This is a genomic window from Allorhizobium sonneratiae, assembly GCF_023700755.1.
In the GTDB taxonomy this organism is placed as follows: Bacteria; Pseudomonadota; Alphaproteobacteria; order Rhizobiales; family Rhizobiaceae; genus Allorhizobium; species Allorhizobium sonneratiae.
Genome location: NZ_JAMKOJ010000006.1, coordinates 257879 through 279741, shown reverse-complemented (window position 1 = coordinate 279741; position 21863 = coordinate 257879). Strand labels below are relative to the sequence as shown.

The following is a 21863-nucleotide window of genomic DNA, read 5'->3' as shown; positions in this document are numbered from 1 at the left end:
GGTGGTGCCAAGGTCGTGAGGGCGCCCCTCACTTCGCAAATACCGTAGAATTGTTGGCGAAATGTTCTTTCTTGTTATGAACTGGGTTGATGATGCGTGTTGCGTTGGTTCATTATTGGCTGCTGGGCATGAGAGGAGGCGAAAAGGTTCTTGAGGCTCTCTGCGAACTCTTTCCGCAAGCCGATATTTACACGCATGTTTATGATAAAACTTCTGTTTCTCCGGTCATAAAACGTCACAAGGTGACGACATCTTTTATCGATCGACTACCCTATTCCCGAAAATACTACCAGAAATACCTGCCGCTGATGCCCATGGCGCTGGAACATCTTGATCTTGGCGATTATGATCTCGTCATCAGCAGTGAATCCGGACCGGCAAAAGGTATCATTCCGAATTCGTCAGCGGTCCATATCTGCTATTGTCATTCGCCGATGCGGTATCTGTGGAACATGTATCGCCAGTATCATGACGGAACCAGCGGGCTGACACGTTTGATGATGCCACCTCTTGCGCATTATCTACGCACCTGGGATGTGACCACCGCCCAGCGTGTCGACGCGTTCGCGGCCAATTCGCACACGGTTGCCGCACGAATCCGCCGTTATTATCGCCGTCCGTCAACGATCATTCATCCTCCTGTCGACACGGTTGGTTTTCAGCCGGTGCCGTCTTCCGAAATTGGCGATTATTATTTGATGGCAGGTGAACTCGTAGCCTATAAGCGCCCCGATATTGCCATTGAAGCCTTTAACCGGATGAAGGCGAAGCTGGTTGTCATCGGTAAGGGCGAGGAGTTGAGGCGTCTCACAGCGCTGGCGGGGCCGACCGTCACGTTGATGGGGGCGCAGCCTTTCGAGGTGCTGAAACATCATTATGCCCGCTGCAAGGCTCTTATTTTTCCTGGCGAAGAAGATTTCGGCATCGTTCCGGTTGAAGCCATGGCCAGTGGCCGACCTGTTATTGCCTTTGGCCGTGGCGGCGCGACGGAGACGGTCGTTCATGACAAGACCGGACTGTTTTTCGATGAGCAGTCGGTGGAATGTCTGATCGATGCGGTCGAGGCCTTTGAACGATGGTCCTTCAATCCTGCCGATGCACTTCAGCGCGCCTCGCTTTTCGCCGCAGGACAGTTCAAGCAGAATTTCAGTGCCTTGGTGGACAGTGTCATGCAGGGCGAACCGCACGTATATGACCATGCCGGCGGCCCTGTGACGGGGCAGGATGCAGGGCATGCCTGCAAAATTCAAGCAAGCTCGGGAGTGGAACCATGGCCGGATCCTTTGTCGCTCATGCACTGATGCGTTGGGGCAAAGTGCCTCAAGCTGGCTGGCTGGCGCGGTTAGCGATGGTTGTTCCGCTTTTTGCTGGTCTGTGGTTTCCCTGTGCGGCGTTTGCCCAGGATTATCTGGTCGGTCCTCAGGACAAGCTGAAGATCAGCGTCGTCGAGTGGCGGCCTGTGACGGCCACAGCTTACGAATGGCAGCCCCTGACGGGCCAGTTCATGGTGTCTGCGGCGGGCAATCTTTCCCTGCCGATCATCGGTATCGTTCCGGTTTCGGGCAAGACTGTCGAAAAGATAGCCGCTGAGATCAGCGAGCGTCTGCAAAAGCAGGTTGGCTTGCAGAAATCGCCGAGCACCTCCGTGGAAGTTGCTGAATATCGTCCCTTTTACGTTGTCGGCCTTGCTGCACGGCCCGGTAAATATCCTTTTGTTCCGGGGATGAGCGTGATTGAGGCGTTGAGCATTGCTGGCGGTGTCGCCGGTCCGGTCAATGGCGATCTGCTGGCCATCCAGCGTCAGGTTTTGACGGAGCGTGGAGAATTGCGGTCGCTTGATGTGGAGCGCCTGTCCTTGCTGGCGCGGGAGGCGCGGCTGAAGGCGGTTGTCGATCGTGCCGACAAGGTAACCTTTCCCAAGGAGCTTCTGGACAAGGCGAAACGGGCCGATATTGCCTCGATCCTTCAGAATGAAGAGAGCCTGTTCAAGAGCACAAAGAGCAATATGGACAGTGAAATTCAGACTCTGAAAAAAGCAAAGACTTTCGCCAGTTCGCAAATTCAGGTGCTGAAATCGAAGGAGGCGACGCTCAAGAACCAGTCTGATATGGCGGACAAGGAATTGGGCAGTGTCAACAAGCTTATTGCCCAGGGTGTTGCATCCGCCAATCGTCAATATGGTGCAGCGCAATATGTCTCCGAACTGCATAGTCGCTCGCTTGATGTCTCCATGGCATTGATTTCGGTTCAGCAATCGATGGAAAAGAGCGATTGGGAAATGAACACCGTGCAGGACAAATATCGTGTCGAGGCATTGGGACAATTGTCGCAGGTGCGTGACCAGCTCGCCGCCAATCTGCAGAAGAGCGAGACCGCGCGGGCTTTGCTGGCCAATCTCGAGGCCCATGCGCCGCAAATTGCGGCCACGGCTGAAAACGATATGGAAAGGCCGCTGATCACCACGATTTTGCGAACGGTTGATGGTGAAATGCGCAAGATCGCCGCCACGGAAGCAACGCCGATCCAGCCGGGCGACGTTATTCAGATCGAGCGGGAAAAGAGCGATCCGGCACAGTCCGGTATGACGATTGCACCCGCAGGCGATAAGGACGCTGCCGCCGATACAGCGCAGCCCGCCGTCAAACGGTTCTGATCGCCATGCGGTATATAAAAAATATGATAAGGCCTGCATTGCATTGTGCGGGCAACGGGTAGGGATGGATGTGGCAGATTCTGTCAGCGCTATCCCGCGTCCTTTCAGGCTTGGGCGCTGCTGCCGCCAAAAATACAGCTTTTACGGGTATTTTTGTTTGAGGCGCTTGAGTTAGCCTGCCTTGTCGCCTATGATGTTCCTGGAGCATAAGGCGAAAAAGCGGGAGCCGATTTTCGCCTGGTTGGAACCGTATTCTATCCTTGGCAAGGGTGGGGCTGGCGGTTGATACGAGGGGAAGCACGCTATTGGTTATCGCGAGTCTGATGATCGCCTTTGCGATCGGGATAGTCAGTTCATTGCGGTTCCCAGTGCTTGTTTTTGCCTTGATCGTGTTTTTGAGCATCTGCGTTTATGCTGTTATCCGACTCAGTCAGGGGGATGGTGTCTTATCGGTTATCCTCTGGTCGCTCCTTTATGAGTGTGCATTCGCTGCCGGGGTTATCGCCGTTGTGATGATACGGTTTTTCACTGCGCGTCTGAGGAGCGGACGGACCGGAGAGGGCAGAGTGAAATCGGAAAACGAGATCGGCTTGCAGCCATTTTTCACGATGGACATGCTGCTGATCCTGGGCAGCGCTCTGCTTGGGTTTTGGGATTGAAACCTTGCAGACCATGCGTTTCATCTGCGGCCTATTTGGGCAGGCGCATTTCGCCGGGCAGATCCTGTGGAGAAAACAGGGCGTTATGAGCCTGATTGAGAGCAATTGCGACCGCGCCGATCAATGTTGCGCGTGTTCCCAGCCTGCTGGTTTCCAGATCAATCCTGCGGCGGCTGAGCCTGGGCAATTCTTTTTCGATCAGATTGAAGATCAGAGGATGACGGCCCGTATTGCCCCCCAATACGATTTTTTCCGGATTGATCATCGCATCGACCGAGACAACGAGAAGAGCAGCAAGACGCGCTGCTGCAGTGATGACGGATAAAGCCGGCTCCTGACCAATCTCAGCTTCTGCCAGAAGGTCGCGTAAATTATCAGCCCTGCCGCCTTCCGCAGTGTAGCGGGCAAGAATGGCCTTTGCCCCCAGCGCGGTTTCGATCGCGCCACGCTCAAGGCTTTCTCTGGCGTAGGGGTCGAAACCGAAAGGCAGATAGGCAATTTCACCAGCTGCTCCTGTCGCGCCCTTGATCAGCTTGCCATCGATCAACATGCCAAGTCCAATCCCGGTGCCAAGGGAAAGGAAGGTGGAATTGGTCAATCCGGCGCTGCACCCTTTCCAGGATTCGCCAAGCGCTGCGGCGTTGATGTCGTTTTCGATCACAACATCACATCCCAGCGTTTCGCTCAGCCGATGGGTGATGTTGAGGCTGCCAATTTCGCCCATATTGGGCGCAAGCGACAGATGCCCGGTTACCGGATCGACAACGCCCGGCAGGCCAATGGCGGCCAGAAGAATTTTTTCACGGGGGATCTCCTGCTGCTTTAGGCCATCTTCAACCATGGTCTGCATGAGTTCGATCAGCGCTTCGCCTGTTCGCTTGTCTGAAGGATGTTCGCTTTCATAAACGATCGTGCCGGACATCGAGACGATGGCAATGCGCACCGTCGTCGCGCCAAGATCAATGCCAAGGGCATAACCACCGGTTTCTGCGACTTCATAGGTCACGGCGCTGCGTCCGACCTTGCCGCTGATGACCCCTTTGACCCTGACCCAGCCTGCGGCTTCCAGATTGCGGATCACTTCCGACATGGTCTGTTTGGAAAGACCTGTCTTTTTGGCGAGAGAGGCGCGGGAGGTTGGACCTTCCTGAAGCAGGACATCCATGACGGCGCGCACGGAAATCTGGCGAAGGACGGGAGGCTGCTGGCTGCGTTGCGTCATGAAAGATCCGGCTGGCGAGGCTATATGATTCGGTGGCTCGACAATCTCTCCTATGTAGCGCCGAACGCAAAGCTTGCGAAGCCTCTGCGTTTTGTCTACGGATGGTCTTACTATTTATGTTCGGCAGCTTGACGAACTATAATAATGCTCGCTACTGTCATGTCTATGATGGGCGTCCTGTCCTGCGGTTTGAAAAGAGGGGTTTTCCATGGCTGAGCTGACGCTCTCCGGTCTCAAGAAAAGCTATGGCACACATCAGGTCATTCACGGCATTGACTTGAGCGTCAGAGACGGTGAGTTCGTTGTTTTCGTGGGCCCTTCCGGTTGCGGAAAATCGACGCTTTTGCGCATGATTGCCGGTCTCGAAAGTGTCAGCGAAGGACGGCTTGCGATTGGCGGCGAGGATGTGACCGAGCGTGATCCGGGCAAGCGCGGCATTGCCATGGTGTTTCAATCCTACGCCCTTTATCCGCATATGACGGTCAGGCAAAATCTGAGCTTCAGTCTGGAAAACCTCAAACTGCCCAAGGCAGAGATCGAAGCGCGCGTGGCTGAAGCTGCACGAATGCTGGCGATCGACACGCTGCTGGAGCGTCGTCCGATGCAGCTTTCGGGTGGCCAGCGCCAGCGTGTGGCCATTGGCCGTGCCATCGTCCGCGATCCGAAAGTCTTTCTGTTCGATGAGCCCCTCTCTAATCTCGATGCGGCGCTGAGAGTTCAGACCCGCGGTGAGATCAGCCGTCTGCACAAGCGCTTGGGTTCCACGATGATTTACGTGACCCATGATCAGATTGAGGCCATGACCATGGCCGACCGGATTGCGGTGTTGAATGGCGGTCGGCTTGAGCAGTTCGGCGCTCCGCTCGAACTGTTCGAATATCCGGTCAACACCTTTGTCGCCGGCTTTATCGGCTCGCCGCGGATGAATTTTTTCGATGGTGTGATCGAGGCCGCAACGCAGGAGAGCGTAACAGTCCAAGTGCCTGGTTTTTCCCCGGTGACCGTGAAGGTCGATGGCAGCATGGCGAAGCCGGGCCAGAAGGTCATTTTCGGATTCCGCCCCAATCATGTGCGCTTGACGGGTGAGGCGAATGACGATTGCCTGCGTCTGCGGTTCTCCATTGGTTATACGGAATGCATCGGAACGGAAACCTATCTTTTCGGCCAGGTTGACGGCAATGACAAGGATACGGTTCTGCATCTGGCCGATCATCTGAGCGTGGCCGAGGGAGGGATGATGGATGTCCTGATCGATCCCGCCCGTTGCCATGTCTTTGACGCCGAAACCGGGTTGGCTTTTGCAAGGCGAAGAGCGGACGGAACCTTATATTAAGCCTTATAAACACGGTTTCCGTATCCATTGGCCCATGCCGTAGACCACCAGCCTCAAGGATCGATATCCCATGAGAATTGAGATTGCCAAGACACCGCAAGCGGCAGCCGAAAGCATTGCCGCGCGCATCATAAAGGTGCTGACGGAAAAGCCGGATGCGGTGCTGGGTCTTGCCACCGGCGCTACCATGGAGCCGGTCTATCAGGCATTGATTGCCGCGCATCGCCGCGGTGAGGTCAGTTTTGCCCAGGCCATGAGCTTCAATCTCGATGAATATTGCGGCCTTTCGCCGACCCATCCCGGCTCCTATCGGGCAACAATGAACCGGCTTCTTTTCGATCATGTCGATATCGATCACAGCCGCACCTTCGTGCCGGATGGAGCAATGGCCGATCCGGTTCTTGCTGCCGCTGATTACGAAGAACGGATCGCCGGGGCTGGCGGCATCGATCTGCAATTGCTGGGTATTGGCCGCAATGGCCATATCGGGTTCAATGAGCCGGGATCGGCTTTTGACAGCCATACGCGGCAGGTGAGCCTGCATCCGGAAACGCTCAAGGCCAATCAGGGCTTTTTTGCCGATGGCTCTGTGCCGCATCACGCCATCACCATGGGCATTGCCACCATCCTTGCGGCAAGATCCATTCTGGTTCTGGCAACCGGCGGCGCTAAAAGCACGGCGGTGTCGCAAGCGATCGAAGGGCCGGTTTCGGCAGAGTGCCCGGCTTCTGCCCTGCAGCAGCATGGCGATGTGTGCTGGGTGATGGACACAGCCGCTGCTGGGGGATTGAGCCGCGCAAAAGCATCCTGATCACAATTTGAATACGAGGGCAAAAGGACCGGGGTGACGTAGTTCACACCCGGTCTTTTTCTGTCACAGATCGGCCTTGCCGGCAGAAATTGCCGCTTCAATCGCGGCGCGGTGGCTGAGAATGACGGCGGCGTGCATCCCCGTCCAGCCTTGCAGCAGAGAGCCTCTGGCAAAGGGCGGCGAAAAATATTCGACCGATCCCATCCAGCCGTTCTCCAGACTGGTCTGCCACCAGCGCAGCATCGGATAGGTCCAGCCATCAAGACCGTATTTCAGCCGCTGTTCGGCATAAAGCGCCGAGAGATAGGGCCAGTCTGCACCATTGTGATAGCGATAGGCAAAGGCCGATTTGGCCCGCGTATCGGCAGGTCGTTTGAAGGGGGGCCAGGCGCACATCACGCCCCAGTCGCCATAGGGCTGACGGCTGTTGTTGCGGCTTTCCAGCAGGGTGGCGACGTGATCGAGCACGATCTTTGCCCGCTCCGGGCTCACTGCGTTGAAACGAAGCAGCGTCAGGCTGTCGAGTGTCAGGTGATCCTCGACGAAATCGCCCTTGACGCCATAATCGGCATACCAGCCCTGCGGCGTTAGCAGCACGTCATCGAGAGAGGCCCGAGCCTGCTCTGCCACTTTTGCGGCCTCTTCGGCCAGCGCCGGATCGCAATCGGAACCGTATTTCACCAGGCAATCGAGCGCGCCGATCCACAGGCCGATATTATAGGCGACGTAACCGTGGCGATAGACATTATCGGCCCAGTCGCGGTCGGTGCGCGGCTTTTGCGGCAGGCCGTTTCCGGCTGTGTCGAAGCGGCGATAGCGGCGATAGATCGTTTCCACCGTTTGCCAATGATCTTTCATCGGGCTGCGGTCTCCGGTGGCGTCGATATAGTCGCCGATGCACAGGATGAGAAACAGCGGACTGTCGAAATGGTCGCTCCACCAGTCGGTGGGGCGCAGATGTTCTTCCTTGTAAGTCTTGTTGGTGGTGCGGTATTTTTCCCATTCCAGCCCCTGTGCCGGACCGGTGAGAATGACGCCGCTCGGGGCCTCGCCGTCGGGTTGCACGCCTTTGGCCAAGAGGTCGATCTCATCGCGCACCGCCTGCGGTTCCAGCATCAGCAGTGCCTGAAGCGTCCAGTATCCATCGCGGAAATAGGTACGCGTGGGCGCGCTATAGGCCTGTCCGGCGGCAAGACCGAGAAAGCTGCCGTCTTCGGCCCGGCGAATGGAGGAGAGCGCCGCATGGGTGCTTTGCAGGGTCATGGAGCGCATCAGGGGCGGTGCGGCGGGCAGAAGGTCGCAGCGGGCGACATAGGCATTGCATTCCGCGATGATTGTTTCGCTGGACAGCGAAAGGCCGCGTTCGGCCTCCGTCATGCTCGCGCCTGTGGCAATGACGATGTCACCATCCTGACGGCTTTCCACCAGCGTGACACCCCAGGGCGTGGTGGCGATACGACGCTTGCCCTTGCGCTCCACTTTTTGCGGCGCGGTCAGTGCGCCCCACCAGGCACAGCGGCGACTGGGCCGCAGCGATTTGAGCTTTGCGCCGCGCAGCAGCACGGCGGGCGCCGATTGAGCCACATAGAGGCCTTTGTCACCAGCCAAGACGCGGTTCGGCGCATAGAGAAACGGACCGCTCCATGGTTCCAGAGAGAGATTGGCCATGCGGCCTGAACCCCAAAGAGAAATTTCCAGACGGCCCTCGGGGAAAAAATCGCCTTGCAGGCGAGGGGCCATGAAAGCGAGCTGTAAGGGCAGGGTGCTCTCGGCCTGCCCATCGGGGCGGGCAAGGGCGGTTTCAATGTGTGTCGCGGTCATGTCAGCCTCCCTGCTGATGAAGGACATTCGTCTGTTGGCATGCGTCCAAGGCTAGATATATGGCTCCGACCATGCCTGCTTCCGCGCCGAAAGCGCTCGGCTCCAGGCGACAGTCAAAGGGCAGAAGCGGGGTGAGATAATGCCTGAGCCGCTCAAGAAAGACCGGCTGGGAGCCGATGCCGCCGCCGATCACCGTCACGGCCGGATCGAGCAGAACGGCAATGGCGGCAAGGCCGAGAGAGGCGGTTTTGGCCAGCCGTTCGATATCCCCCTGACAGGCAGCGTCCCCTGCCGCCGCATGGGCAAACAGCTCGGCAACGCTGGACGCCCGGCCTTGATGCTGAGCCAGAATGCCGACGGTGCCAACCTGATCCTCGTAAAGCCCGTTTTCAGAATCGGGTGCGCGATCATGGGCGGCTTCACCCATCGGCAGGAAGCCGATTTCGCCTGCTCGGCCAAGGGCGCCGCGTAACAGTTGCCCTTCAATAACCGTGCCCATGCCAACTCCGGTACCGTAGGACACAAAGACCAAAGACTGCTCCCCTTGACCGGCACCCGCAACGGCTTCGCCATAGGCAGCAAGGTTGACGTCGTTTTCAACCGAAACCGGGAAAGGCAGGTGAGAGGATAAAAGCTCTGCAAGCGGCCGGTCAGTCGGCAAAGCGAGGTTTGGCGAGAGCGATGCAAGCCCTGTCTGCGGTGAAACCGTGCCAGGAACGCCGACCACCATGTGTGCCACATCCTTTGGCTGAAGACCGGTCTCGGCAATCAATGCCAGGGCCAGATCGGCAATCTGGCGGATCACCGGCACTTTGGTACCGTGACGGGTCGGTTCCTGACGCCTTGCCAGCACCTGTCCCCGTGCGTCTGCCAAACCGCCCAAAAGTTTGGTGCCGCCAAGATCAATGCCGATGACATAAGGATTGGCATGGGATGGCGCAGCCAGATCCGATGCCTGAACACGAATGGCGGCTGCGGTTTTGAGGGTCACGAGAATGGTCTCTCCATATTTGTTCGGCACGTTGACAAATTTAGTAGGAGACACCGGCTATCGCTGTCAAGCACTTGATGACGGTGAATTATGCCATAACGCATCCCGTGTGGGCTTTAGTGAAATCGTTGAAAATGGAGCGCTTGCGCTCCTGCCTACGTCCTGAATTGGCTCTTTTCAGCGTGTTCAGGACTTACGGTATCCGTTGAGCATTTCAGAACGTCTGCGCCATGCTATCATTGCTGCGATAAAAATCATGGTTGTGTAAACACTGACAAATTGCCAATCTTCAAGAAAATCATGCTAGAGCGGTTCCTGGAAACGTATGAAACGGTTTTCCGTCCGGACATGCGGAAAAACAAAGAGTTAGAGCATTTGAATGTTTCCGCGAAACAGTGAAGTGCTCTAGGGTCAAAACTCAATCAGGATGGGTGTTCTGTTGAACGGGATGGGATTGTATGGCAGCGAACAAGCGCTCGACAAGGCCGGTTGGCCTTGTCGAGCATTGTTCGCAATCAGGCGGCCCATCCCGTTCAACCCTTTGGGCAAGGCGTATTTTGTGCCTGCGGGCGTCGGAAAGGTTTGAAAATGGGGAGCATGTCCTGCACCTTTCCTTCTACTCAGACACAAAATACGCCTTGCAGAACAACCATCCTGATTGAGTTTTGACCCTAGTGGTTTGATTGTGACATTTGCTACCCGTTTGCGGAACGGTTGAGAGCAAATGTCACAATCATGAAAAACACTCTTAACTTTATGATTCTCCTGCATTATTCCTGAAATCGGGTAGGATTGAAGGAGAAAATGATGCAGCAGATGAAAAGTGTTACCGCGAGTTTTGTGCGCCATATTGGACGCACGGCGCTCTATTGGAATTGAAGGAATTTGACGCTTAACTCAAGCGCGTGAGGAAGCCGGGACACAAATGACACATACATTCCAATAGAGCCTTTGAGGAAAGTGAAGTGGCGGTTGTGCCGCCGGAAATGCCGATGGAAATGCGTCTTCTGAAAAAGGGACATCACATATGACGTTTTGGGCTGCCTTCAGAGTGCTCCTGTCTACGGTTTTCGGGTTTTGTCTGGTGACAGCGGCGATGGCTGCGCAAAAACCGCTGGTCATCGGCATGGCGACCGAGCCGACTGGTCTTGATCCGACCATTGCCGCGCCGGTGGCCATTGGTCAGGTCACGTGGCAGAATATTTTTGAAGGTCTTGTGACGATTGACGAACATGGCACAATTCAGCCACAGCTCGCAAAAAGCTGGGTCATTTCCGACGATGGTCTGACCTATCGATTCACATTGCGTCAGGATGTGCGGTTTCACGATGGAGAGGTTTTTAATTCGGCGGTAGCAAAAGCATCGCTTGACCGCGCACGAGGCGATGGATCGGTCAATCCGCAGAAACGGTTCTTTGCCACGATCACTGCAATTGAGGATCCGGATCCGGCAAGCCTGATTATACGACTGTCGAAGCCGACGGGAAATCTGCTTTACTGGCTGGCCTGGCCATCCTCATCCATCCTCGGCACCAAAAGTGCAGCCAATGACAGGACGGATCCCATTGGCACCGGACCCTATCAATTTGTGCGCTGGGACAAGGGTGACAAGGTCGTGCTTGCACCCAATCGCGATTATTGGGACAAGGCCCATATGCCGAAGCTGTCGGGAGTCACGTTCCGCTTCATCAGCGATCCTCAGGCCGAAGCCGCGGCGTTGAAGGCTGGCGATGTCGATGCCTTTCCTGAATTCATGGCGCCGGAACTGTTTGACAGTTTCAAGACCGATCCGAAACTGGTGACGGTGATCGGCAATACCGAACTCAAGGTGGTTGCGGCCATGAACAGTGATCTCAAGCCCTTTTCCGACAAAAGGGTGCGTCAGGCACTGATGATGGCAGTAGACCGCAAGACCCTGGTGGACGGGGCGTGGTCAGGCTATGGCACCGCTATTGGCAGCCATTATACCCCGAACGATCCCGGCTATATCGACACGACGAAAGTTCTGGCCTTCAATCCGGCGAAAGCCAGGGCGCTTTTGTCGCAGGCCGGCTATCCGAACGGGTTCTCCTTCACCCTGAAGATGCCGCAAATGACCTATGCCACCCGCTCGGCACAGATCCTGCAGGCGCTGTTTGCCGATATCGGCGTGACAATGACCATCGAGCCGACGGAATTTCCCGGCAAATGGATCAATGATGTGTTCAAGGCCCATCAATACGAAATGACGATCATTGCCCATGCGGAGCCGATGGATATCGATATCTATTCAAGACCCGATTATTATTTCAACTATCATAATCCGGCCTTCGACAATGTGATGAATGCAGTCGAGGCGACTTCGGATCCTGCCCGGCAGAAATATCTTTATGGCAAGGCGCAGACTATACTGGCCGAAGACGTTCCGGCACTCTATCTCTTCGTCATGCCCAAGCTCGGTGTATGGAACAAGAACCTGACGGGGCTTTGGAAGAATGAGCCTATCCCCTCCAATGTCCTGAGAGACGTTTCCTGGCAGGATTGACAGATATCAGCCATGCTGACCTTCATCATCAAGCGCATCGTCAGTCTGGTGCTGACGCTTGCGGTGGTCTCGCTTTTGATTTTCACGATCATGTCGGTGCTTCCGGGCGATCCGGCGGCCATCATGCTTGGCACCTCCGCCCGTCCTGACACGCTCATGGCGTTGCGCCACACGATGGGGCTCGATCAACCCTTGCTGGCGCGGTATCTACACTGGCTTGCTGGCGTTCTTACCGGCAATATGGGCGTGTCCTCCACCTATGGTGTCCCGGTCGCAGGGCTGATCTGGGTGCGCTTGCAGCTCACTTTACCGCTTGCTCTGTTTGCAATTGGGCTTGCTATGGCGATTGCCCTGCCGCTCGGTGTCGTGTCTGCCAGAAGGCGGCGTGGCCCGGTCGATTATCTCGTCGGGTTGCTCTCTCAAGCTTTTATTGCCATACCAGCCTTCTGGATGGGGCTGTTGCTGATCATGGTCTTTTCCCTGTTCCTGCCATGGCTGCCGGCCGGTGGGTTTCCGGGCTGGCAGTCCGGTGTGATCAAGGCATTGGCGGCGCTCGTTCTGCCGGCTATTGCTCTGGCCTTGCCGCAGGCCGGTGTGTTGACGCGGGTGACCCGCACGGCGGTGCTGGAGGTGATGCAGGAAGATTTCGTGCGCACTGCCATCGCCAAAGGCATGAGCGAGGGGGCGGCGCTCTGGCGGCATGGTCTGCCAAATGCGGCGATCCCGGTCGTGACTGTGCTCGGCCTGCAATTCACCTTTCTGATCGCCGGTTCCGTTATCGTTGAAAATCTCTTCGATCTGCCCGGTCTTGGTCGTCTTGCCTATCAGGCGCTGACACAACGGGATCTGATTGTCATGCAGGATGTGGTACTGCTGTTTGCAGCCATCGTCATTGTGGTGAATGGTCTCGTCGATATTTCATACCGGCTGATCGATCCGCGTGTGCGGGAGCAGGCGTTATGAAACAAGGCTTGCGTTCTCCACAGCTGTTGATCGGCAGCGGCTTTATAGGGCTTTTCGTTTTAATTGCCCTTCTGTCGCTGGTGTGGACGCCGGTTTCCCCGGTGAAAATGCAGATTTTACAAAGACTGAAACCGCCCCTTACCGACGGTCTGCTTGGAACAGACCAGTTTGGCAGGGACATGGCCGCGCGTCTCATGGCAGGGGCGTGGAATTCTCTGGTCGTTTCGGCAAGCTCCGTGGCTCTGGGCGGTCTGGCTGGAACAACACTCGGTCTGTTGTCGGCGGCACGAGGTGGAATGATTGAAGCGGTGATCATGCGCATCAATGATGTGCTCTTCGCCATCCCGCCGATCCTGTCGGCCATGATGCTGGCCGCGTTGATGGGCGGTGGGCGGATGACGGCCATTCTTGCCATCGCCGTCTTCATGGTTCCGGTTTTTGCCCGGATCACGGCCGGTTCGGCCCTGCAGATCTGGGCACGCGATTATGTGCTGGCGGCAAAAAGCATCGGCAAGGGGCGGCTGGCGATCACCATCGATCATGTCCTGCCCAATATTCTCGGCCAGATCGTGGTTCAGCTGGCCATTCAGCTCGGTCTTGCCATTCTGACGGAAGCGGGACTTGGCTTTCTCGGGCTTGGGGCGCCGCCGCCAACGCCAAGCTGGGGGCGGATGCTGGCCGATGCCCAGACCTATATGGCCACTGCCCCCTGGCTTGCTCTTTTGCCGGGTCTGGCGATCGCGCTTGTCGTGATTGGCTTCAACATGCTGGGCGATGGCCTCGGCGCGCTTCTCGATCCCAAAAGCGGGAGGTGAGGCTGAATTCAATCATGGATTGATTGGCATAATGGCAAGATAATTTTGTATGTATTGCAAACTGTTTGCGACACCCTTAGGGTGCCTAAAAGAAATCCCGAAGCTGCGGAGGATCGGGATGGGTTGGCGTAAGCAAGAGGAGGATTTTCATGGTTGATATTCAGCAGATCATCGGCGGCAAGAAGGTTGGCGCGCTGTCTGGCCGCACATTTGAGCGGATCGATCCTTTTACCGGCAAGGTGGCAACGCGTGCACCCGCCTCCGGTCTCGAGGATGTGAAAGCCGCTATTGATGCAGCCCAGGCCGTATTTCCCGCATGGTCGAAAACCTTGCCGGAGGAGCGCCGGACCCTTCTGCTGAAAGCGGCAGACATCATGGCCTCCAAGGCAGAAACTTTCGCCCAGTTGATGATTGCCGAGACGGGCGGCACCGCCCCATGGGCCGGTTTCAACACCATGCTCGCCGCTGGCATCTTGCGTGAAGCCGCCGGTATGACAACCCAGATCCAGGGTGAGGTCATTCCGTCGAACAAGCCCGGCACGATTGCCATGGCTCTTCGTCAGGCCGCAGGGGTTTGCCTTGGCATTGCACCGTGGAATGCGCCGGTCATTCTTGGCACCCGCGCCATCGCCATGGCGCTGGCCTGCGGCAATCCGGTCATCCTCAAGGCCTCGGAAGCCTGCCCGGCCATGCATGTGCTGATCGGCGAGGTGCTGGTGGAAGCCGGGTTCCCCGACGGTGTCGTCAATGTTCTGACCAATGCCCCGCAGGATGCCCCCCAAATTGTCGAGGCGCTGGTTGCCGCGCCTGAAGTACGGCGCGTGAATTTCACCGGTTCCACCAAGGTCGGTCGGATCATTGGTGAGTTGTGTGGCCGCCATCTGAAGCCGGCCCTGCTCGAACTTGGCGGCAAGGCACCCTTTATCGTGCTGGAAGATGCCGATATCGATGCTGCCGTCAATGCTGCCGCCTTCGGCTGCTATATGAATATGGGCCAGATCTGCATGTCGACCGAAAGGCTGATCGTGCATGAAAAGGTTGCCGATGAATTTGTCGAGAAGCTGGCTGCCAAGGCTTCGAAGCTTCCCGCTGGCGATCCGCGCGGCCATGTCGTTCTGGGTTCTCTGGTCAATCCGGAGGCTGCCGTCAAGATGCAGGCCTTTATCGATGACGCTGTTGGTAAAGGTGCAAAGCTGGTCGCGGGTGGCAAGGTTGAAGGAAGCGTCGTCGAAGCGACCCTGCTCGATCAGGTCATGCCCGGCATGCGCAGCTATGACGAGGAAAGCTTCGGTCCGGTCAAGCCGGTCATTCGCGTCAAGGATGAGGAAGACGCGATCCGTGTGGCCAATGATACGGATTATGGCCTGTCATCGGCCATCTTCAGCCGCGATATCAAAAGGGCCATGGATGTGGCCGCTCGCATTCAGTCCGGCATTTGTCATATCAATGGACCGACCGTCGGCGACGAGGCGCAGATGCCCTTTGGCGGCGTGAAGGATTCCGGTTATGGCCGGTTCGGCGGCAAGGCGGCGATTGCCGAATTCACCGATCTGCGCTGGGTCACCATCGAAGATCCAAACCAGCATTACCCCTTCTGAGACAGAAAAGCCTCCCGGAAACGGGAGGCTTTTTCCATTTATGCATAGCGGCTAAACGCCAGATCCTTGCTTTCGATCTCGGGCTTTTTGCCACTGACGAGATCGGCCATCAACCGGGCCGAGCCGCAGCTCATCGTCCAGCCCAGAGTGCCGTGGCCGGTATTGAGGTAGAGGTTTTTGAACGGGGTTGCGCCGATCACCGGCGTGCCATCCGGCGTCATGGGTCTGAGGCCGGACCAGAAGGTGGCTTGCGCCATATTGCCGCCGGGGAAAAGATCGGTGACGGAATGTTCCAGCGTGCGGCGTCGCGCTTCGCCGAGATCGTTGGTATAGCCGGAAATTTCCGCCATGCCGCCCACGCGGATGCGATCCCCCAGCCTTGTGATGGCGATCTTGTAAGTCTCGTCCATCACGGTCGATTCCGGCGAGCGGGCCGGATCGACGATCGGAATGGTCAGCGAATAGCCTTTGACCGGATAGACCGGAAGCGAAATCCCAAGCGGTTTTAAAAGGATAGGTGAGAAACTTCCCAGCGCCATGACGAAGGCATCTGCGCTCGCAAGCCCCCGGTCTGTTTCAACGCCGGTGATGCGCCCGCCTTCCGCCACGAGGCGGCGAATGCTGCGGCCATAGTCGAAGACCACACCGTTTTCCGCTGCCATCGCGGCCAGCGCATTGGTGAATTTGAAACAGTCGCCGGTTTCGTCCTTCGGCGTCAAAAGACCACCAACGATCTTGTTACGCGAGGCGGCAAGTGCAGGCTCGACCCTGATGCAGGTATCCGGATCGAGAACCTCATAAGGAATGCCGTCGGCGGCCAGCGCCTTCACATCCTTGGCGGAGGCCTCGAGCTGGGCCTCAGTGCGGAAGAGTTGCAGCGTGCCCTGCATCCGCTCGTCATACTGAATGCCTGTGTCGGTGCGCAGATCGGCCAGCGCCAGACGGCTGTAATCGGCCAGCCGCAACATGCGGCTCTTGTTAACGGCATAGCGGGCCGAGGTGCAGTTCGTCAGCATCTTCACCATCCAGGACAGCATGGCCCCGTCGATTTTCGGACGCAGGATGAGCGGTGCATGTTCCATGAACAGCCATTTGAGTGCTTTCATCGGAATGCCGGGCGCAGCCCAGGGCGAGCAATAGCCGAAGGAGACTTCACCGGCATTGGCAAAGCTGGTTTCCAGCGCCGGGCCGGGCTGGCGGTCGATCACCGTGACCTCGTGTCCTGCCTTTGCCAGATACCATGCCGTGGTGACGCCGATGACACCAGCGCCGAGAACAGTGACTTTCATGGGTTTTTCCCGAGATATCAGAGATAGATGCGGTGATAACGCTGGCCAAGACTGGTCAGGATTTCATAGGAAATGGTTCCCGCCTGAGCGGCGACCTCCTCCAGCGACTGCTGCGGGCCGATGATGTCCACCAGCGTTCCAAGCGGCAGCGCGCCTTCCGGCAGGGCAGAGATATCGACGGTCATGCTGTCCATGGAAACCCGTCCGACAATGGGGAGCCTGACACCGTTGAACCAGGCGGCACCCCGATCGCTCAAGGCGCGTGGCAGCCCGTCAGCATAGCCTGCGGCAAGGGTGGCAAGCCGGGTTTCCCGTGTCGTGACATGGGTCGCGCCATAGCCGACTTTGGTGCCAGCGGGAACCGTCCGGGTCTGAATAACACGCACCGCGAGCCTGACGACCGGCCTGATCGCGCCTTCAGCCAGATCAGAAGGAACACCGCCATAAAGTGCAATGCCGGGACGGACCAGATCGCCGGTAAAGCTTTGCCCCATGAAGATGCCGCCGGAATTGGCAAAGCAGAGCGGAATGCCGGGGAAAAGCTGCCTATACTTTTGCATGTCAGCCAGTTGATCGGCGTTCTGAACGCTTTCGCGCTCATCGGCAGAGGCCAGATGGCTCATGATATAGAGGCAATCGATATCCTGCATCAGTTCGGGATGGGCCGCAAGACGGGCGGCCTCATCCGGCGACAGGCCGAGACGCGACATGCCGGTATCGAATTGCAAAAGAGCGGGAAGCCGCTTTCCGAGCATGGTAGCAGTACGCTGCCAATTGGCCACCTGTTCCAGAGAGTTGAGCACGGGAATGAAGCCCTGAGCGCTGGCATAGGTTTCACCACCGGGCATCAACCCGTTGAGAATGAAAATCTGTGCATCATCCGGTAAAGCGGGTTTCAGGGCGGCTGCTTCCTTGAGATGGGCGACAAAGAATTTGCGGCAACCCGCCGCATAAAGAACCGGCGCGACCTTGGTGGCAGAAAGCCCATAGGCATCGGCCTTGACCACAGCCGATGTCTCGGCAGGTTCGGCCAGACGGCACAGGGTCCGGTAATTCTCGGCCAGAGCGGTAAGATCGATGGTGAGACACCCTGAAAGCGCCTCTGTATTCAAGGAAAGGCTGATTGGCATGTCCATTGCTGCACCCCATTTTTTCAAAGGATAACGCAATAATCGGGCAATGTTCTTCCAATATCGGTTATTTTATTGCAATATGGTGCTGTATTTGCAATTTTATCTCATATGTTTGAGGAAAATGCCATGCGCGGGCTGGACAGTATCGACCGGAACATCATTCGCCAATTGCAGCTTAATGCGCGCATCAGCAACAAGGATCTGGCGGAAGCGGTGGGGCTGTCGCCGTCTGCCTGTCTCAGACGCCTGACATCCATCGAGAAGCAGGGCTATATCCGCGGCTATACCGCCCTTCTTGGCCAGGGCGAGGACAATGACGGCATCACCGTGATCATCAATATCACGCTGGAACGGCAGGCTGAGGATTATCTGAGCCGGTTTGAGGCGGCGATCCGCAAATTTCCCGAAATTCAGGAATGTTTCCTGATGGCTGGCGGTCTCGATTATATGCTCCGGATCGAACTGGACAGTGCCCATGAATTCGAGCGCGTCCATAAGGATATCCTGTCGAAACTGCCGGGGGTGGCGCGGATTCAGTCGAGCTTTTCCATCCGCAACGTGCTGAAGGCACGACCTTGAAAAATGTGCTGAAGGAACGACCTTGAACGACGTGCTGAAGGAACGACCTTGAACGACGTGCTGAAGACGCGGCCCTGAACGGTGAATTTCAATAGCCTCTAAAATTACAGGGATTTATCCTCTTTTGATCAGGATCAAAGGTGGGCTGGTCGCGCGGGTCTAGTCTCTGATCATTGCCACAGCAGAGTGGCTCACAGCATAAGTCGACCGGCGTGGAACGAGGTCGATATATTATGCGGTTAACAAAAACTGAGAGCTTTGACGGCAAGACCCGGCAAGAATGACCTTTGCCGTGCGTGATGATCTGTGTCTGCCGTTGTCAAAACAGGAGGATTACATGGCTTACGCAACAATCAATCCTTATAGCGGTGAAACAGTCAAAAGCTTTGCCGATGCAACGGATGGTGAAGTCGATGCCGCCATTGCCGCTGCCGATCAGGCGTTTCAAACCTGGAAGACGAGTTCCTTCAAAGACCGCGCCGCCGTCATGCACAAGGCTGCAGACATTCTGCGCCGTGACTGCGATGCTTACGCGCGGCTGCTGACTTTGGAAATGGGCAAGCTGATTGGCGAGGCACGCGCTGAAGTGACGCTGTCTGCCGATATTTTCGACTATTACGCCGTCAATGCCGAACGTCTGCTGGCTCCTGAAAAACTCCCTGTCGCCGACAAGGCTGAAGGTGAGGCCATGCTGGTCTGTGAACCGCTTGGCGTGCTTTTGGCCATCGAGCCGTGGAATTTCCCCTATTACCAGATTGCCCGTATCATTGCCCCGCAATTGTCGGCGGGCAATACCATGCTTTTGAAACACGCTTCCAACGTGCCGCAAAGTGCTGCCGCCTTTGAAAAGCTGATGCTGGAGGCCGGGCTGCCCAAGGGCGCATTCCTCAATCTTTATGCCACGCGCAGCCAGATCAACCGCATTCTCAACGATCCGCGCGTGCATGGCGTGGCGCTGACCGGTTCCGAAGGGGCTGGCGCAACAGTGGCTGCCGAAGCGGGTAAAGCGCTGAAGAAATCCACCATGGAGCTTGGCGGTTCCGATGCCTTCATCGTGCTGGCGGATGCCGATCTGGAGAAAACGGTGAAATGGGCGGTGTTCGGTCGTCACTGGAATGGCGGTCAGGTCTGCGTGTCTTCCAAACGCATGATCGTCGCCGATGAAATCTATGATGATTTTGTCGAAAAATACCGCAAGGGCGTGGCTGGCCTGAAGGCTGGCGATCCCTTCGATCCCTCGACCACGCTTGCCCCTTTGTCGTCACAGGGCGCGGCCGATGAAATTCGCGAGAAAATCGCCGAGGCCGTTGGCTATGGCGCCAAGGCGGAAGAGGTTGGCCCGCCGGTGCCCAATCAGGGGGCCTTCGTTCAGCCGACCATCCTGACCGATCTCGGCGATGACAATCCCGCCCGGCATTGGGAGTTTTTCGGGCCGGTGTCCATGCTTTTCAGGGCAAAGGACGAGGATGACGCCATTCGCATCGCCAACGACTCGCCCTTCGGTCTCGGCGGCTCGATCTTCACCCACGATACACGCCGCGGTGCGGAACTGGCAAGGCGGATCGATACCGGCATGGTGTTCATCAACCATCCCACCATGGTCAAAGCCGATCTCCCCTTCGGTGGCGTCAAACGTTCCGGCTATGGTCGTGAACTGCTCGGCCTCGGCATCAAGGAATTCGTCAATCATAAGCTGATCGACGTCGTCGATATCGATGCGCCCTTCTGAGTTTAAGATTGTAAGCCTCATCTCGTAAGCCCGTCAGGCCCTGGCCGCGTCATGGATGATGCGGGCAGGGCCTATTTATCGTTTTTGTCGATCCACCGTCTCAGAAGAATTGAATTGTTTTCCCTCTTTGCCACCTGTACGTTCATACAGCGCCGTGCGCCATATATGGCGCACAAAACTCGCTGTAGCACTTTAAATTTGCTGCATAATCGAGGGTCAGATATTTGCGTTTCGTTGCTTGTTGTCTGCTTGCCGTCATGCTGACGGGTGTTTCCGCCTTTGCAAAAGATCATTCATCGCAAAATCATGGGGCAGATCACGCCGCCGCCGATGATGGTGAGGCAAAAGCGGCAGGTCTCCTCTCTCTTCTGCCACCGAACGCGGTGACGGAGCATGTGCTCAAGACGGAGACGGGAGAGCTTGCCTATACGGCAACCGCTGGAACGCTGGCGCTGCGCGGCGGCGATGGTGCGGTCACGGCAAAAATCTTCTACACCGCCTATCGCGCCAAGCAGCAGACAGCAAACAGGCCGATCACCTTTGTCTTCAATGGCGGGCCGGGTGCAGCCTCCGCCTATCTGCATCTCGGTCTGGTCGGGCCGAAAATCCTGCCCTTTACCGGTCAAAACAAGGATGGCACCCAGCCGCAGCTTCAGGACAACCCGGAAAGCTGGCTTGCTTTTACCGATCTGGTGCTGATCGATCCGGTCGGCACCGGCTGGAGCCGGGCGGCCAAGGATGACGACAATGCCGATTTCTGGAAGGTGCGCGAGGATGCCGAGGCGCTGGCGAAAGTCATTGCGCTTTATGTCCAGGACAATGATCTCGGTGCCCGGCCCAAATATCTGCTGGGTGAAAGCTATGGCGGATTTCGTACCGCCAAGGTGGCAAGGAGCCTGAAGGATCGTCAAGGCATTCTGGTGTCCGGCCTGATCATGCTGTCGCCGCTTCTGGATGGACGTTTTGTCTTTGCCGACAGTGAAGACCCACTGGCCGCTGCCCTGCAATTTCCCTCGCTGGCCGCCGCTGCGATGGAGCGTCGTCATGATTTCGACCTGACGGCACTTCATGCTGCGGAAACATTTGCCATGCATGATTTTCTCACCATCCTGGCCGGACCGACACCGACGGGCAAGGCGGCGGATGACTTTTTTGGCAAGATTGCCGCGATGACCGGTGTTCCCGAAGACAGCGTGCGCCGTACCCGCGGTTTCGTCGGCAAGGTTTATTGGAAAGAGGCCGCCGGTGAGGGGCATGTGGTCAGCCCCTATGATTCCGGCGTCTCCGACGTCGATGCCTATCCGGAAGACAGTTATCTGAGAAATGACGACGCCATTCTGGATGGCTATACCCGCGCCTATGGCGGCGCATTCGCCGATTATGCGCGCAATGTGCTGAATTTTAAAACCGGCATGACCTATAACCTGCTCAACGAGACAGTCGCCAGGCAGTGGAAATGGAATGGCAGCCATGGCGGCGAAAGCCGGGTGACGGCAACGATTGCGCCGGACCTTCGCGACCTGCTCTCCACCATTCCGTCGCTAAAAATCATGATCGCTCAAGGGTATAGCGATACGCTCTGCCCTTACAGCGCCGCCCGCTATCTGATCGACCATCTGCCGCCGGCGCTTGCTGAAAACCGGGTGCAGCTCAAGCTCTATCATGGCGGTCACATGTTCTATACGGATGAGGCCTCGCGCAAGGCGGTCTTTGCCGATGCCGAGCATTTTTATCCGTAAAAGA

Annotated in this window: 17 protein-coding genes; 12 read left to right on the top strand and 5 right to left on the bottom strand. The window is 56.9% G+C overall.

Annotation, left to right across the window (positions count from 1 at the left end; translation table 11 throughout):
* Positions 1-92: 92 nt before the first annotated feature.
* The 3 genes from NAC44_RS13270 (at position 93) to NAC44_RS13260 (ending at position 3312) form a co-directional block, all read left to right on the top strand.
* Positions 93-1301, top strand: coding sequence for a glycosyltransferase (locus tag NAC44_RS13270; RefSeq protein WP_250941505.1), 1209 nt, complete (start codon positions 93-95; stop codon positions 1299-1301).
* A complete protein-coding gene (locus tag NAC44_RS13265) occupies positions 1271-2653 on the top strand; it encodes a polysaccharide biosynthesis/export family protein (protein WP_250941444.1) in 1383 nt (460 codons plus the stop codon). Before NAC44_RS13270 ends, NAC44_RS13265 begins: the two co-directional genes overlap by 31 nt.
* A gap of 323 nt (positions 2654-2976) precedes the next feature.
* Positions 2977-3312 carry a hypothetical protein gene (locus NAC44_RS13260; RefSeq protein ID WP_250941442.1) on the top strand — a complete coding sequence of 112 codons (336 nt, stop codon included), beginning with the start codon at positions 2977-2979 and terminating at the stop codon, positions 3310-3312.
* A gap of 31 nt (positions 3313-3343) precedes the next feature.
* Here the strand turns inward: NAC44_RS13260 and NAC44_RS13255 are convergent, their stop codons facing one another.
* Positions 3344-4534, bottom strand: coding sequence for an ROK family transcriptional regulator (locus tag NAC44_RS13255; RefSeq protein ID WP_250941441.1), 1191 nt, complete (start codon positions 4532-4534; stop codon positions 3344-3346).
* Positions 4535-4742: 208 nt separating this feature from the next.
* Here NAC44_RS13255 and NAC44_RS13250 point away from each other — a divergent pair, with 208 nt between their 5' ends.
* Positions 4743-5867, top strand: coding sequence for an ABC transporter ATP-binding protein (locus NAC44_RS13250; protein WP_250941439.1), 1125 nt, complete (start codon positions 4743-4745; stop codon positions 5865-5867).
* 70 nt (positions 5868-5937) lie between these two features.
* A complete protein-coding gene (gene nagB / locus NAC44_RS13245; RefSeq protein WP_250941436.1) occupies positions 5938-6678 on the top strand; it encodes a glucosamine-6-phosphate deaminase in 741 nt (246 codons plus the stop codon).
* 63 nt (positions 6679-6741) lie between these two features.
* Here the strand turns inward: nagB and NAC44_RS13240 are convergent, their stop codons facing one another.
* Both NAC44_RS13240 and NAC44_RS13235 read right to left on the bottom strand, forming a co-directional pair.
* Entirely contained in the window at positions 6742-8499 is a 1758-nt protein-coding gene (locus tag NAC44_RS13240) for a GH116 family glycosyl hydrolase (RefSeq protein ID WP_250941434.1), read from the bottom strand.
* A 1-nt stretch (position 8500) separates the two neighbouring features.
* Complete coding sequence (locus NAC44_RS13235) at positions 8501-9490, bottom strand: ROK family protein (protein ID WP_250941432.1); 990 nt, start codon at positions 9488-9490, stop codon at positions 8501-8503.
* Between the two features lie 1027 nt (positions 9491-10517).
* Here NAC44_RS13235 and NAC44_RS13230 point away from each other — a divergent pair.
* From NAC44_RS13230 to NAC44_RS13215, 4 genes are all read left to right on the top strand, one after another.
* Entirely contained in the window at positions 10518-12014 is a 1497-nt protein-coding gene (locus NAC44_RS13230; protein WP_250941429.1) for an ABC transporter substrate-binding protein, read from the top strand.
* 12 nt (positions 12015-12026) lie between these two features.
* The gene (locus NAC44_RS13225; RefSeq protein WP_250941427.1) at positions 12027-12977 is read left to right on the top strand and encodes an ABC transporter permease; all 951 of its coding nucleotides are present in this window, start codon (positions 12027-12029) and stop codon (positions 12975-12977) included.
* On the top strand, positions 12974-13792 hold the full coding sequence (locus NAC44_RS13220) for an ABC transporter permease (protein WP_420839933.1): 819 nt from the start codon (positions 12974-12976) through the stop codon (positions 13790-13792). Before NAC44_RS13225 ends, NAC44_RS13220 begins: the two co-directional genes overlap by 4 nt.
* A 149-nt stretch (positions 13793-13941) precedes the next feature.
* Positions 13942-15390: an aldehyde dehydrogenase gene (locus NAC44_RS13215; protein ID WP_250941423.1), complete on the top strand. Its 1449-nt coding sequence runs from the start codon at positions 13942-13944 to the stop codon at positions 15388-15390.
* A gap of 38 nt (positions 15391-15428) precedes the next feature.
* Here NAC44_RS13215 and NAC44_RS13210 read toward each other — a convergent pair whose 3' ends face one another.
* Positions 15429-16697, bottom strand: coding sequence for a D-amino acid dehydrogenase (locus tag NAC44_RS13210; RefSeq protein WP_338022087.1), 1269 nt, complete (start codon positions 16695-16697; stop codon positions 15429-15431).
* On the bottom strand, positions 16697-17815 hold the full coding sequence (gene alr / locus NAC44_RS13205; RefSeq protein WP_250941419.1) for an alanine racemase: 1119 nt from the start codon (positions 17813-17815) through the stop codon (positions 16697-16699). Before alr ends, NAC44_RS13210 begins: the two co-directional genes overlap by 1 nt.
* A gap of 123 nt (positions 17816-17938) precedes the next feature.
* Here alr and NAC44_RS13200 point away from each other — a divergent pair, with 123 nt between their 5' ends.
* From NAC44_RS13200 to NAC44_RS13190, 3 genes are all read left to right on the top strand, one after another.
* On the top strand, positions 17939-18391 hold the full coding sequence (locus NAC44_RS13200) for an Lrp/AsnC family transcriptional regulator (RefSeq protein WP_250941503.1): 453 nt from the start codon (positions 17939-17941) through the stop codon (positions 18389-18391).
* Between the two features lie 337 nt (positions 18392-18728).
* On the top strand, positions 18729-20120 hold the full coding sequence (locus NAC44_RS13195; RefSeq protein ID WP_250941417.1) for an NAD-dependent succinate-semialdehyde dehydrogenase: 1392 nt from the start codon (positions 18729-18731) through the stop codon (positions 20118-20120).
* Between the two features lie 257 nt (positions 20121-20377).
* Entirely contained in the window at positions 20378-21859 is a 1482-nt protein-coding gene (locus tag NAC44_RS13190; protein WP_250941415.1) for a S10 family peptidase, read from the top strand.
* The last annotated feature ends 4 nt before the right edge of the window (positions 21860-21863 follow it).